This window comes from Hymenobacter endophyticus (assembly GCF_032464715.1).
In the GTDB taxonomy this organism is placed as follows: domain Bacteria; phylum Bacteroidota; class Bacteroidia; order Cytophagales; family Hymenobacteraceae; genus Hymenobacter; species Hymenobacter endophyticus.
Genome location: NZ_JAWDJT010000019.1, coordinates 36906 through 49773, shown reverse-complemented (window position 1 = coordinate 49773; position 12868 = coordinate 36906). Strand labels below are relative to the sequence as shown.

The window sequence follows — 12868 nt, the reverse complement described above, 5'->3', positions numbered from 1 at the left end:
TTTAGCCGCCTCAAGCAGTTTCGCCGCGTGGCCACGCGCTATGACAAGTTGGATGCCCATTTTCTGGCCTTTGTTCATCTTGCCGCAACCGTACTCTGGCTGCGTGACTGTTAACACTTCCTATACACTGATCCGGCTGCTGAAGTGGCCCATCAAGCTCCTGAGCCAGTTTCGCCTCATTCCGGAGTCGGCCTACGACAAGTACTTCAACTGCGGCACCTGATGCTCCTGCCCTTCCCTAACAACCCCGATGCTGCCGCCGACGACTCCGTGGAGGGACTGGTGTTGGTAGGCGGTATACCAACTGTCGAGAACTTAGTGGCCGCTTACAGCCGGGGTATTTTTCCGTGGCCGGTGCCGGGCTGGCCGGTGCTGCCCTGGTTTTGCCCGCCCCGCCGCGGTATCCTGCGTCTGGAGCGGCTGCACGTGGGCCGTAGCCTAGCGCGGGCGCAACGGCAGTCTACCTGGCGCATCAGCTTCAACGAGGCGTTTGAGCAGGTGATGCGCGCCTGCCAGCAGCAGCCCCGCCCCAATCAGGATGGCACCTGGATTACGCCCCAGCTGCTGCGCGGCTACACGGCTCTGCACCAGGCCGGCTACGCCCACAGCGTAGAAGTATGGGACGGGCTAGAGTTGATTGGTGTCCTCTACGGCGTGGCGGTGCGAGGCGTGTTTGCGGGCGAAAGTATGTTTCACTATCAGCCCAATGCCTCCAAGCTGGCCCTACTGGCACTGGCTGAGAGCCTGCGCAGCCAGGGCGCGGGCCTGCTCGATATCCAGCAGCTGACGCCCCACCTGGCCGCCCTCGGGGCCGAAGAAGTCAGCCGCCGGGAGTTTCTGGCGTTGCTGGCCCAGGAGCAAGCCGCCGGCCGAATTCTCCGCTTCGGCTCCTGATTCGGCAGCACCGCCGGTTGGTAAGTGGCACATAAGTGCTTTATGCTTGTCATCCTGAGCTGAGCGAAGGACCTTATCACGGTTTCGCTCTCACGTGATAAGGTCCTTCGCAAGCTCAGGATGACAGTTTTTTTCATCTTTCCAAACCGTCTCACAGCACACCAAACAAAAAAGCCTCCCAAATGGGAGGCTTTTTTCATTACACGGCAAAAACCACGAAATCCGACAAATCCGTCTTTATCCGTGGAAATCCGTGAGCTAGGCTTCCTGGTGCAGCCACTGCTTTTTGCTCAGCAGCTTGTCCTGGGATTCGCGGTAGTCCGGGTCGTCCACGCAGCAGTCAACGGGGCACACGGCGGCGCACTGGGGCTCCTCGTGAAAGCCCACGCACTCCGTGCACTTATCGGACACGATGTAGTAGTACTCGTCGGAAATGGGGGTTTGCGGGGCCACGCCCGATACTACTTTGCCTCCATCCTGCTGCACTTCTTTCAGGCGGGTGCCATCGGCCCAGCGCCAGGCGGCACCACCCTCGTAAATAGCCGTGTTGGGGCATTCCGGTTCGCAGGCACCACAGTTGATGCACTCGTCGGTTATCATGATGGCCATAGCCGCGGGGTTCAGTTAAACGGTAGAAAGAATCGGTAAGAGAGAGTACGCAACCGGCCGGTGGCAGGATGCGACCCGGCAAAATTAGGAATAAGCCGTACACAGTTGAGTAATTTTGCCGCCGTTCCTGTTTGTTTTTCTTTCTGTCCCGACTTTCCTTCCCCACCGATATGCAGCACCCCGACCGCCTGGCCGCCTTTGTAGCCCTGGGCCACCGCCTCGCCACCCTGCCCACCCAGGAGCCCGACGACGCGCTGTACTCCCTGCTGAGCCAGTGCCGCAACCAAAACCCGTGGTTCGACCAACCCAACGTGCTGGCAGCCCTGCGCGGCGTAGCCGAGCTACTGCGCGAGGAGCCCCTGCGGCGCTGGGCGGCCCGTTACCCTCCGGAGCCCACCACCCCGCGCCTGGTGGGCGTGGTAATGGCCGGCAATATTCCGTTGGTAGGCTTTCACGACGCGCTGTGCGTGCTGCTGTCCGGGCACGTGCTGCTGGCCAAGCTTAGCAAGGATGATACCGTGCTTATGCGCTGGGTGCTGGATGAGCTGGTGCAGCTGGAACCCCGCTTTGCCGACCGGATTCAGCTGGTTGAGCGCCTGAACGCCGCCGACGCCTTCATTGCCACTGGCTCCGACAACACGGCCCGCTACTTTGACTACTATTTCGGTAAGAAGCCCCACATCATCCGGCGCAACCGCACCAGCCTGGCGGTGCTGACTGGCCGTGAAACCGACCACGACCTGGGTTTGCTGGGCGAGGATATTTTCCGGTATTACGGTTTGGGCTGCCGTAACGTGAGCAAGCTGTACGCCCCCCAGGGCTACGACTTCACGCCGCTGCTGGACGCCTTGCAGCCCTGGCACCGCGTGCTGGAGCACAACCGCTACCAGAACAACTACGACTACAACAAGAGCATTCTGTTGGTGAACCGAGTACCCCACCTGGACTCCGGGTTCCTGCTGCTCATGGAAAGTGCCCAGCTGGTTTCGCCTATTTCGGTGCTGCACCACGCGGCCTATGCCAGTGAGGTAGATCTGCTGGATCAACTCACGGATGTAGCTGCCCAAACTCAGTGTCTGGTATCGGGAGGGGCGCAGTATCCGGGCAGCGTGGCGTTCGGCCAAGCCCAGCACCCAGGTATTTCCGACTATGCTGATGGGGTTGACACAATGAATTTCCTGGCTCAGCTTATCTAGGCATAATCCGCAGATATTCCGGGCGCTAGGGCTGGCACAACGGCATTGTGAGGCACTTGGGCACGGTTGTGGTTGTACCCTGAGGGTAGTTGTTACGTACACAGAGGCACACCGCATGGCCATTCCCGGATCAGAAAGCCGCTGGGAATGTTCATCTGCACTCCATCCGGCCTTCCGTATGCTTGCCGCAGCAACCACCTGCCTCCGGCCCTTTTACCTGCTCTCCCATGATACCCGAACTCAAGCCTACCGACGCCGCTATTGAAACCATCGAGAAGGAAGTTATTCCAACCCTGCAGTTCCCTTCTCAGGATGTACTCACCGACCCCGCTGACATCAAGCGCCGCCGTCACGATGCGGAACGCGGCACTACCTTGGGCAACGGCTACCACGGCAAGCTCGACATTTACTTCCAGACGGCTGATGGTGCCACCAAGCGCGTGTATACCACGCTCTGGGCCCTGCACGAGGAATACATTACTCTGAAAGCCGGCATCACCATTCCCCTGCGGGCCGTGGTAGCCTTCGACTTCTACTAAGACCACTGATTCCACGGATTTTTCGCGGATTTCACGGATTTTGTGGACGATTTGTCTTTGGTGTAACTTGGTTTAACAACGAGAGAGGCTTGCCAACTGGCAAGCCTCTCTCGTTGTGTATAATCGGTGCAGGTCATCAGTGCAAACGGCTGAACCTAAAGGGTGGAATCGTCCACAAAATCCGTGAAATCCGCGAAAAATCCGTGGAATCAGTGGTTTTAGAGGCGGTCCAGGGTTTTCTGGATGAGGTCGTTGATTACCTGCTCTGAGTTGGTGGCAAACTCGCCGGTGGCGCGGTTAGCCACAATGGCGTTCAGCGACAGTACTTCGTGGCCCAGCATGCGGCCTAGGGCGTAGTAGCCGGCCGTTTCCATTTCGAAGTTGGTCAGGCGGAACTCGCCCTCGGCGCTCTGGTGGCGGTACTGCTGGAACTCCTGAATCAGATTGGGCAGGCGCAGATCCAGGCGCAGCACCCGGCCTTGGGGGCCGTAGAAACCGGGGCAGGTGAGCGTATTGCCCTTTACCATATCAAAGCCCAGCTGCTCACGCAGCAAATCGGAGCCCCGCACGCAGTACGGGCGGTAGGGCAGCTGCAGGGCTTGCTGAATACCGGTGGCCACTTCTACCTCCAGGCCGGTTTCCACCAGCGGGTAAAATTGCATCAGGGAGTCCAGGCCCACGGCGTGCTCGGAGGCCAGCATAGAGCCCACCGGAATATCGGCCTGCAAAGAGCCGCTGGTGCCTACCCGCACGATGCGCAGGTTGATGCGCTCCTCCAGGGGGCGCGGCTCCCGGGTTACCAGGTCTACGTTCACCAGCGCATCCAGCTCATTCATCAGAATATCAATGTTATCGGTACCCATGCCGGTGCTGATAACGCTGATGCGCTTACCCTTGTAGTAGCCCACGTGCGTCACAAATTCGCGCTTGTGGATTTTGGTTTCGATGGAGTCGAAGTGCTGGCTAACGGAAGGCACCCGCTCCGGGTCGCCCACCGTGATGATGGTTTCGGATAGGTGGTCGGGCAGCAGGTTGAGGTGGTAGATGCTGCCGTCTTTGTTGAGGATCAGCTCCGATTCGGCGATGGGCATAACGGGGGATTTTTGGGAAAGAAAGGTGCAATGGTACGGGAAAAAACATAGCTGAGGCAGCCGGAAAAACTTATCATCCTGAACCGGCCCGGATCTATCCCCGACTGAACTGGTCGTTTGCACCCGTTGCAGTCGTGAGGGGAAGATCCTGCGCAAGCTCAGGATGACAGCTGTGTACTTGGCTCAGCCCTACCGGGCCGGGGCGCGGTAGGAAAGCAAACCCTGCTCAGGGTTGTAGTGGTTGCTGACTTTGGGGTAGGTACCGGTGCCGTCGTAGGGGCGCTTATCGGGGTGCTGCTGGCAGGTAGTGGAGCAGGCACCCTCCAACTGAGCGCCGCAGGTTTCGCAGAGCGGTACGTGAGCGTTGCAGTGGGGGTTGGCGCAGTTCACCATTCGGTCGGAGGGCGTGTGGCAGTGGTGGCACTGGCTGATGACGGTGGGGTTGACGCTGTTTACGTCTACCGCCACGCGGCCATCGAACACGTAGCACTTGCCATCAAAATCCTCGCCCCCAGCCTCCAAGCCGTACTTGATGATGCCACCGTGCAGCTGGTACACATCCTCGAAGCCCTGCTCCAGCAAAAAAGCCGAGGCCTTCTCGCACTTGATGCCGCCGGTGCAGTAGGTCAGGATTTTCTTGCCCCGATACTGCTCCAGCTCCTGTACTTTCTCGGGGAACTCCCGGAAATTCTCAATGTCGAGGGTAACGGCGTTTTTGAAGCGGCCCAGGCTATGCTCGTAGTCAGAGCGCACATCCAGCACCACCACATCTTCCTGGTCTTTCAGGTCCCGGAACTCGGTGGGCGACAGGTGAATGCCGGTGCGCTCGTAAGGCTTGATATGGGGCAGGCCCACGTGCACAATTTCCGATTTCACGCGCACGTGCAGCTTCTGAAAGGTGTGGGCCGGAGCCTCTTCTACCTTGAATTCCAGCGCCGCAAAGCGCGGGTCGACCTTGATCAGGCGCATGTACTCCACGCAATCCTCCCGCCGACCCGATACGGTGCCGTTCAACCCTTCAGCCGCCACAATAATGCGCCCCAGCAAATTCAGGCCCAGGCACAGCCGGTGGTGTTCCTCCCGGAACTGCTCCGGATTATCAATGGGCGTGTAGCAGTAGTACAGTAAAACGAGGTAGTCCATTTTTGTATAGAAGTAAGATGTCAGAACTGAGAGTTGCAACGCCTGTGAGGGAGTTCGGCTCTCCGTTCTATCTTCTAAGTTCTTGGCCCTAAACTTTCTGGGCGGGGTTGCCAAACACGGTTTGACCAGCGGCCACATCGGCTACCACTACCGAGCCAGCACCCACGCGGGCCTTGGCCCCAATTTTTACGCCGGCCACGATTACCGCCCCGGCCCCGATGAAGGCCAATTCGCCTACCTGCACTTCGGCGTTGAGAATAGCGCCCGCGCCGAGTTGAGCGTAGTCGCCTACTTCGGCTTTCACGTCCACTACCACATTGGCGCCCAGAATGCAGCCGTCGCCGAGTTTGGCGGTACCGGCCACCACGGCGTTGGCGCCCACCAGATTGCCGTGGCCCAGCCAAGCGTGGGGTGATACGCTGGCCCGCTGATGAATGGCGTTGACGGGGGCCACGGTGTATTCTTCACGGAGCATGTTAGTGAGGCTGCGGCGGCTGGCGGTGTCTTCGGTGGCCACAAATACCTCGCATTTTTTGCCCAGCAGCTTCAGCAGCTCCTTATCGTCGGTGTTGCCCATCACGGGCACGTCGTTCAGCTCAGTGTTCTGCAGCTCGGCTTTGTCGTCGAGCAGACAATACACTACTACGTCGTTGCTTTGAAAGGCATCGAGGGCGGCGGTGCCTACGGCTTGCGCGCCCAGGATGATTACGGGGTTTTCCATCGGTAGCAAAAACGGCCGCGGGGCGGCCGGTGAGGTTTCATATAAGAAGGGCAAAGATACGGGTAGCCCGGTAGTTTTAAGTGGGGAGTTTCCGGTGGAGCCTGGGGTCACAGCCCCACCCGCCGCAGCAGCCGGGCCGCGTAGTCGTTTTGCAGAACCAGAAACACCAGAAATGGCAGAAACGTTACCCGGTAGCGGTTCAGGGTACCCAGGTTGGGCGTGGTGAGGCCCAATAGCGCCGCCAGAATAACGCAGTACACCAGCAGAGCCAGCACCACCCCAAAGGGCAACCGTCCGCTTCGTCCCTGTACCGTAGCGCCTATGGCCACCACTACCAATGCCAGCAGCAGCAGATTTTCCAAGCCCGCCACCATGTACAGCAGCGTATCGCCTTCCCAGGGCCAGGGCCTCGATAACGTATTGAAAACAGCCTCGGGCGTGTGCTTAAGGACACTTTCGGTGGTAGGCTGCAGCTGGGGGTACTCCAGGTGGGGCCGCTGCCCGGAGGAGGCCAGCAGCTCGGTGTAGTTGCGCTGGAGCTGGGAGGTGAACTTGTTGGCCCGAAATACCGGGCTTACTTCACTGGCCGCCCAAGCCCCCAGCAGCAGCAAACCGACCAACACAACAACCTGTGCCACCCGGGAACGGGCCGTGCCCAGGCGTTGCAGCACCAGCACCAAGGCCAGGCCCGCCAACACGCCAAACAGCACCACGGCAAAGAAATAGCGCATTTTGAAGTGCAGCCCGACCACAACGACCAGGCTTGCCAGTGCCCAGCCGCGGCGCTGCGTGCCGCCGTAGCCCAGATGCATCATTAGGGCCAGCACCAAGGCTCCGCTACCCACCAGCAGACTTTCCTTGGTCAGGCCCGAGGTCCAGTACACCACCGTGGGCCAGCCCAAAAAGGCTACCACGCCGGATCCGGCCGGGGTTTCGGGCCAGCGCAGGCGCAGCTTCCGCACCAGTTCCCACCCACTCACGAAGCTGAACAGTGACAGGTAGCAGCCATTGAGCCAGGCATTGCCCAGGCTGGCCAGGTTGAGCACGGAGAGCAGCTTGATGAGAAAGAGCGTGTTGGAAAACCCGTGAAAAACCAGCTCCCAGTTCCGCCACCGAAACTCATCCTGGCCGAGCATGTAAACCCACTGGGCGGGTGCATGGTGCAACTGGTCGGTCATGCGAGCAGACCATAGCATGAAGTACCGGGCATCCTCACTCATCAGCCAGACCACCAGCCCCGTAGTCACCAGCTTCAGGACCAGCGTAGGCACGACCCATTTACCCACCACCGGCAACTGCCGCACCCGGGGCAGCCACCACCACAAGAGCAGTAGTAGCCCGGCGTTCAGGGTCAGGGCAAATACAATTCGAAACAGCAACGGATAGGAAATATAGCCAGCCTCAAAGGTAACAGCCGGCCCGCAGTTACAGAGCCCCGGCCGGCTGCCGCAGCAACCGGGCCCCAATACCGCAGGCCAGACACCGGCGGGGGGCGCAGTAGCCGCGCTGCAACGCCAGCAACCCCTGGGAGTCGGCGGCGGCTTTGTTCTGGAAGCCGGCTGCTTCGTAGGGGGCCGTGAGGTGGTTGTGCTCGGGGGGCAGCTGCTCCAGCAGAGTTACGGCGGTTTCCACCTGCTCGGGGTTGCCGGTGGAGCGGGCGTAGGCCACCCGCAAGGGCACTACCACATTGGTGATGAGCAAATGAATACTGCTCCGGCCCAGCACCGCTATTTTCCCCGGCTTACCCGGCCGGGTGTGCGTTTGCCAGTACTCGGGCAGGGGCGCGGCAAAAAACTGCTCCAAAGCCCGCACGTCCCGGGCCGTTAGCAGGGCATCGAAGAGCGTGGGGCGGGCGTGCAGCAGGGCCAGTAACTGGGCCAGACGCACCGTGGGAAAGTTAGCCGGCCGCATCCGCAGAAAATTCCAGTCGTGGGGGGCCAGGGCGGTACCGTGCAGATTGTACTTATGGCGCAGAAACTCAAACTCCGTGCGCAGCTGCCGGCTGTACGCATCGGCGGGTTCCTCCCCCAGAAAGCCGGCCTGCCCGAAGAGCAAAGCCGCCAGCTGACGGGCATCGTGGCGGTGGCGGCGCACTAAGTTCAGGGGCAGCGCCTGCGCCAGTCGGTTCATGGGTTCGGCGTTTTTCTGGAAGCCGAAGGCCCCGGCCAACGCGTGCCAGGCGGTGGCTTCCCAGTCGTCGGCTACTTGCTGGTGCAGGTCGGCAATGCGGTCGGCCTTCTGCTCCACGCGCTCTAGCAGCGCCCGGCCCAGCATCATGGTGCGGGTAAGCTCGGGCACCTGGGGCAGCAGCGGGGCGCAGGGCAAAGCCGCCTCGAGCGGCTGGTTGCTGAGCTGCTCATAAGCGGCCAGCAGGCCGGGCGCCAGCCGCGCACCCAGGGCCAGGGCCGGAATATCGGAGCCGTTGGTGCGCTGCACCGGTGCATCGGCCGCGTACACCACGTGCAGTATCACCTGGTCGTACTTGCCGTCGGTCTGGTGCTGGTGGCGGTGCCAGTCGGAGGCCCGGATATGGATTTCTACCGCCCCGTTCCACTCCACTTCGCCCAGGGTCAGGCGGGCGTTCAGGAAATCGGGGCCGGCATCGGGGTTACGGTGGCCGGGCCGCAGCACGGTTACGGGCTGGCCATTTTCCGTGCGCAGGTCGGTTTTATCATAGTACTGCAACTGCCACACATAATGCAGAAAGTCTTCTTTCATCACCGGAATAGCCATAGCCCAGGAAATATAGCGGTACCACTGCCGCCACTTTACCAGCAGCTCAACAGTTTAGCCGAAGTACCGCTTTACCGGGCCAAAAAGCAAACGGCCCGCCCCTGCTGCTGCAGAAGCGGGCTGGTCGGCCAGAACTTTTATAGTCCGATTAGCGCAGGTCAATCACCTTCACGCCTTTATACTTGGCTTTGTCGAAGTTGAAGGTGGTGGCATCCACCGGGGCGTTGGGCTGGAACTTGCTGATACGGTAGGTGTAACGGTTGCCGTTTTTCTTGAACATCTGCCAGCTTTTCACCGCCTTATCATTGCGGCCCACTTTCAGGCGCACTTTATACACGGGATTGTTACGGTCCTCGGGCGAGAGGTCAATTACGTCCACCACTTCGCCACCTTCCTTGGCTTCCTGCACGTAGGCGTACTTGTAGCCTTTTTTGTAGAGGGTGTAAATCTGCGAAGGCGACACCTCCCCTTCCTCCGGCTCGTAATCCGAGATATTCACCTCGTTTTCCGACTTCATGTAGGTCCACATGGTTTTGCCGTTGTTGATGACCTCCTGGCCGCTCATCTTCAGGCGAAACTTCTGGCCGCTCACGGTAATATCCCCCGACAGGTTTTCCTTCACCTTGGCCGCGTCGTTTTCCAGGGTTTGGGTGAACGTGGCCTTGAAGGCTTTCATGGCCTGGTACTTGGCGCTCATCTGGTCCAGAATCTTACCCGCTTTGGGGTCCTGCTGCGCCGTGGCCACAGAAGTCAACGACACGGACAAAGCGAGCAGGGCGAAATATTTCTTCATTGCAATGGTTGGTGGATTGGGGAAGTGAGTACAGAGACGTGAGAAACGGGACTTTGTTTACACAACAACTGAAAAACCCGTTGGGCACTCCCGTCTGCCGGTTCGCTTCTTACTTGGACAGGCTATTCAACAACTGTTCCAAACTGTATTCGTCCGGAATTAATACTTCCCGGGCCTTGCTGCCCTCAAATGGCCCCACGATGCCGGCGTGCTCCAGCTGGTCGATGAGGCGGCCGGCGCGGTTGTAGCCCAGCTTGAGCTTGCGCTGAATCAGGGAGGTGCTGCCCTGCTGGTGCAGCACAATCACGCGGGCGGCCTCCTCAAACATGGCGTCCCGGTCGCTCATATCAAACTCGTCCCCGTCGCCGTTGCCGCTGCCGCTTTCCCCGGGTACTTCGGGCAGCTCGTAGGCGTTGGGGTAGCCCTGCTGCTCGCCCACGAAGTCGCAGAGGCGATCCACCTCCGGCGTATCAATGAAGGCGCACTGCACCCGGATGATGTCCGAGCCCTGGGAAATCAGCATGTCGCCCTGGCCGATAAGCTGGTCGGCCCCGCCGGCATCCAGAATGGTGCGGGAGTCGATTTTGCTGGTCACCTTGAAGGAAATCCGGCAGGGGAAGTTGGCCTTGATGATGCCGGTAATAACGTTCACGGAGGGGCGCTGGGTGGCCACAATCAGGTGAATACCGATGGCGCGGGCCAGCTGGGCCAGGCGGGCAATGGGCGTTTCCACCTCCTTGCCGGCCGTCATCATCAGGTCGGCCAGCTCGTCAATTACCAGCACAATGAAGGGCATGTAGCGGTGGCCCTTTTTGGGGTTGAGGCGGCGCTCCACAAACTTGCGGTTGTACTCTTTGAGGTTGCGGCAGCCGGCATCCTTGAGCAAATCATAGCGCCGGTCCATCTCCATGCACAGGGAGTTGAGCGTGTTCACCACCTTCTTGGTATCGGTGATGATGGGCTCGTCCGACTCGGGCAGCTTGGCCAGGAAGTGGCGCTCAATCTTGTTAAAGATGCTCAGTTCCACCTTCTTGGGGTCGACGAGCACAAATTTGAGCTGCGAGGGATGGCGCTTGTAGAGAAGGGAAGCCAGAATCACGTTCAGGCCCACCGATTTACCCTGGCCCGTAGCCCCGGCCATGAGCAGGTGGGGCATTTTGGCCAGATCCACCACAAACACCTCGTTGGTGATGGTGCGCCCAAAGGCAATGGGCAAATCCATTTCGGTGCCGATGAACTTCTCGGTGTTGAATACCGAGCGGATGCTCACCATTTCCTTCTTGGTGTTGGGCACCTCGATACCAATAGTACCCTTGCCCGGAATAGGCGCGATAATCCGGATGCCCAGGGCGGCCAGACTCAGGGCAATATCGTCCTCCAGGCTCTTGATTTTGCTGATGCGCACCCCGGCGTCGGGCACGATTTCGTAGAGGGTGACCGTGGGCCCGATGGTGGCTTTGATGCTGGCGATGTTGATGCCGTAGTGCCCCAGGGTTTCCACGATGCGGTCCTTGTTGGCCTCCAGCTCCTCCTTGGATACCTGGGCTTTGGCCACACCGTAGTCGTTGAGCAGCTCTAGGGTGGGGTACTGATAGCGAGGCAAATCGAGGGTGGGGTCGTACTCGCCGGTGGGCATGGCCTCCTCATCCTCCGCTTCCTCGGCAATAACAGCCATGTCCGCCCCGGCGGAAGGGTCCAGCTCGGGGGTGCTGGTGGAATCTTCTACCTCAAAAGAAAGGCCGGAGGCTACCACCGGCGCAACCGGCGCGGCCACCACCGGCACCGCTGCCGGGGCTACCGGAGCCGGTAGCGGCGCATCGTCATCGGCCAGATCAGCCAAAGAAAGCGGCGTGGGCACGCTGGCAGAAGCCACCGGAGCCGCCGGGCGCACCGGCTGCACGGGCTCTTCGGGGGCCACTTCAAAGGAAAAGCTGGGCCCGGCCGGGGCGGCAGCCGGCAGCGCCGCCGCAGCTACGGCAGCGCCCGTAGCCGCCGCCACGCTCAGCGGCACGGCAGCGGCGGAAGCCGCCAGACCACCGGCCGCCACCGTCGCGGAGGCTGCTACGGGGGCTGTGAAGGGCTCTACTTCCGGCACCGCCGCGCTGAAAGCGGGTGAGGCTACCGGGCCGGTACGGACCGGCTCAGCGGCAACCGGCTCCGGCGCTGCGGGGGCCGCCGGGGTTGCCAGCGGGCCTACTTTCCGGAGGGTGATGCCCAGTTCGGGCTCTTCTTCCTCTTCCTGCTCGGCCCAGGGCGCGGCGGTGGCGGCCCGGTTGCCGGCAAAAGCCAGCGCGGCGGCGGGCTCGTCCTCCTCTTCCTCCTCGTCGCCGGCACTGCGGCGCAGGTTCAGGTTGAGGCTGGTGACGTTGAAGAAGAAGACCACGAAGGAAATCAGCACGAAGGCCAGCAGCAGCACCGTGCCCCAGCCAATGAGGCTATCCAGCCAGAAGGCCGTTTCGTAGCCCACGCGGCCACACAGGAAGTCGAGGCTATGGGCCACAGCCGGGTCGGTGCCGGGGCCCTGGATGCTGAGCACCACGTAACCCATCAGCACGCTCAGCCATACCATAATAAACAGGCACAGCGCCAGCACGTAGGTGAAGGACACATCGGCCCGGCGGAACACGATTTTGTAGCCCAAGAAGAACACGATGGGAATGGCCGCAAAAGCCGCCACCCCGAAGCCGTTCTGAATGAGGAGCTGAGCCGTGAGGGCCCCCAGCAGGCCCAGCCAGTTGCTGGTTTCCTGCCCGGCCTGGTTCACGGTGGCATTGCCCACGTTTTCGGTTACGCTCTGGTCGGCGTGGCCCGTAAACAGGAAGGAAATGAAGGCAATGGTGAGGTAAATGGAGCCGATGAGGAAGAAGAAGCCCAGAAACAGCTGAAAGCGCCGGTCCCGCAGAAAATCGAACAGCCCGCCGAGCTTAACGGAGGGCAGCTTGATGGGCTTGCGTGGGGGTTTGGGCGCGACAGTACGGGGCTCATTCCGGCGGTTCTCCCGGGCCGGCTCCGCAGCCGGGCGCGACTGATTGCGGGCCGTTTTGGGCTCGGCTACGGGCCGGGGCTCGTTGGAGCGGCCCGCGGCCGAGTCAGGTTGTTGCTTGTAGGTATTTTTAGCCATCAGGATACTCGCCAAAGACCAAATCTAG

The 12868-nt window shown here is 60.7% G+C and carries 11 protein-coding genes and 1 pseudogene; 4 read left to right on the top strand and 8 right to left on the bottom strand.

Going from position 1 to position 12868, the window contains the following annotated elements:
- Both ROI90_RS20550 and aat read left to right on the top strand, forming a co-directional pair.
- A pseudogene (locus ROI90_RS20550) lies at positions 1-114 on the top strand (IS5/IS1182 family transposase); the annotation flags it as partial.
- A 108-nt stretch (positions 115-222) separates the two neighbouring features.
- Positions 223-894 (top strand): leucyl/phenylalanyl-tRNA--protein transferase, encoded by a 672-nt coding sequence (gene aat / locus ROI90_RS20545; RefSeq protein ID WP_316000163.1) that lies wholly within the window; start codon positions 223-225, stop codon positions 892-894.
- A gap of 258 nt (positions 895-1152) precedes the next feature.
- Here the strand turns inward: aat and ROI90_RS20540 are convergent, their stop codons facing one another.
- Positions 1153-1503, bottom strand: coding sequence for a 4Fe-4S dicluster domain-containing protein (locus ROI90_RS20540; RefSeq protein ID WP_316000162.1), 351 nt, complete (start codon positions 1501-1503; stop codon positions 1153-1155).
- Between the two features lie 170 nt (positions 1504-1673).
- Here ROI90_RS20540 and ROI90_RS20535 point away from each other — a divergent pair, with 170 nt between their 5' ends.
- The gene (locus ROI90_RS20535; RefSeq protein WP_316000161.1) at positions 1674-2699 is read left to right on the top strand and encodes an acyl-CoA reductase; all 1026 of its coding nucleotides are present in this window, start codon (positions 1674-1676) and stop codon (positions 2697-2699) included.
- A 227-nt stretch (positions 2700-2926) separates the two neighbouring features.
- On the top strand, positions 2927-3238 hold the full coding sequence (locus tag ROI90_RS20530) for a hypothetical protein (protein WP_316000160.1): 312 nt from the start codon (positions 2927-2929) through the stop codon (positions 3236-3238).
- Between the two features lie 218 nt (positions 3239-3456).
- Here ROI90_RS20530 and ROI90_RS20525 read toward each other — a convergent pair whose 3' ends face one another.
- The 7 genes from ROI90_RS20525 to ROI90_RS20495 all read right to left on the bottom strand — a co-directional run bounded on the left by ROI90_RS20525 (position 3457) and on the right by ROI90_RS20495 (position 12840).
- On the bottom strand, positions 3457-4329 hold the full coding sequence (locus tag ROI90_RS20525) for a nucleoside phosphorylase (RefSeq protein ID WP_316000159.1): 873 nt from the start codon (positions 4327-4329) through the stop codon (positions 3457-3459).
- Positions 4330-4518: 189 nt separating this feature from the next.
- Positions 4519-5472, bottom strand: coding sequence for an oxygen-dependent tRNA uridine(34) hydroxylase TrhO (gene trhO, locus ROI90_RS20520; protein WP_316000158.1), 954 nt, complete (start codon positions 5470-5472; stop codon positions 4519-4521).
- An 88-nt stretch (positions 5473-5560) separates the two neighbouring features.
- Positions 5561-6193: a NeuD/PglB/VioB family sugar acetyltransferase gene (locus ROI90_RS20515; RefSeq protein ID WP_316000157.1), complete on the bottom strand. Its 633-nt coding sequence runs from the start codon at positions 6191-6193 to the stop codon at positions 5561-5563.
- A 107-nt stretch (positions 6194-6300) separates the two neighbouring features.
- Positions 6301-7572: a hypothetical protein gene (locus ROI90_RS20510; RefSeq protein WP_316000156.1), complete on the bottom strand. Its 1272-nt coding sequence runs from the start codon at positions 7570-7572 to the stop codon at positions 6301-6303.
- Between the two features lie 46 nt (positions 7573-7618).
- Positions 7619-8926: a DUF2851 family protein gene (locus ROI90_RS20505; protein ID WP_316000155.1), complete on the bottom strand. Its 1308-nt coding sequence runs from the start codon at positions 8924-8926 to the stop codon at positions 7619-7621.
- Positions 8927-9074: 148 nt separating this feature from the next.
- Positions 9075-9719, bottom strand: a complete 645-nt coding sequence (locus ROI90_RS20500) for a LolA family protein (RefSeq protein ID WP_316000154.1) — start codon at positions 9717-9719, stop codon at positions 9075-9077.
- Positions 9720-9828: 109 nt separating this feature from the next.
- Complete coding sequence (locus tag ROI90_RS20495) at positions 9829-12840, bottom strand: FtsK/SpoIIIE family DNA translocase (protein WP_316000153.1); 3012 nt, start codon at positions 12838-12840, stop codon at positions 9829-9831.
- Between the last annotated feature and the right edge of the window lie 28 nt (positions 12841-12868).

Excerpts from the sequence above, each read along its gene's own strand:
- ROI90_RS20500 (WP_316000154.1), bottom strand. The coding sequence starts at position 9,719 with ATGAAGAAATATTTCGCCCTGCTCGCTTTGTCCGTGTCGTTGACTTCT.
- ROI90_RS20495 (WP_316000153.1), bottom strand. The coding sequence starts at position 12,840 with ATGGCTAAAAATACCTACAAGCAACAACCTGACTCGGCCGCGGGCCGC.
- ROI90_RS20540 (WP_316000162.1), bottom strand. The coding sequence starts at position 1,503 with ATGGCCATCATGATAACCGACGAGTGCATCAACTGTGGTGCCTGCGAA.
- aat (WP_316000163.1), top strand. The coding sequence starts at position 223 with ATGCTCCTGCCCTTCCCTAACAACCCCGATGCTGCCGCCGACGACTCC.
- ROI90_RS20525 (WP_316000159.1), bottom strand. The coding sequence starts at position 4,329 with ATGCCCATCGCCGAATCGGAGCTGATCCTCAACAAAGACGGCAGCATC.
- trhO (WP_316000158.1), bottom strand. The coding sequence starts at position 5,472 with ATGGACTACCTCGTTTTACTGTACTACTGCTACACGCCCATTGATAAT.
- ROI90_RS20505 (WP_316000155.1), bottom strand. The coding sequence starts at position 8,926 with ATGGCTATTCCGGTGATGAAAGAAGACTTTCTGCATTATGTGTGGCAG.
- ROI90_RS20530 (WP_316000160.1), top strand. The coding sequence starts at position 2,927 with ATGATACCCGAACTCAAGCCTACCGACGCCGCTATTGAAACCATCGAG.
- ROI90_RS20535 (WP_316000161.1), top strand. The coding sequence starts at position 1,674 with ATGCAGCACCCCGACCGCCTGGCCGCCTTTGTAGCCCTGGGCCACCGC.
- ROI90_RS20515 (WP_316000157.1), bottom strand. The coding sequence starts at position 6,193 with ATGGAAAACCCCGTAATCATCCTGGGCGCGCAAGCCGTAGGCACCGCC.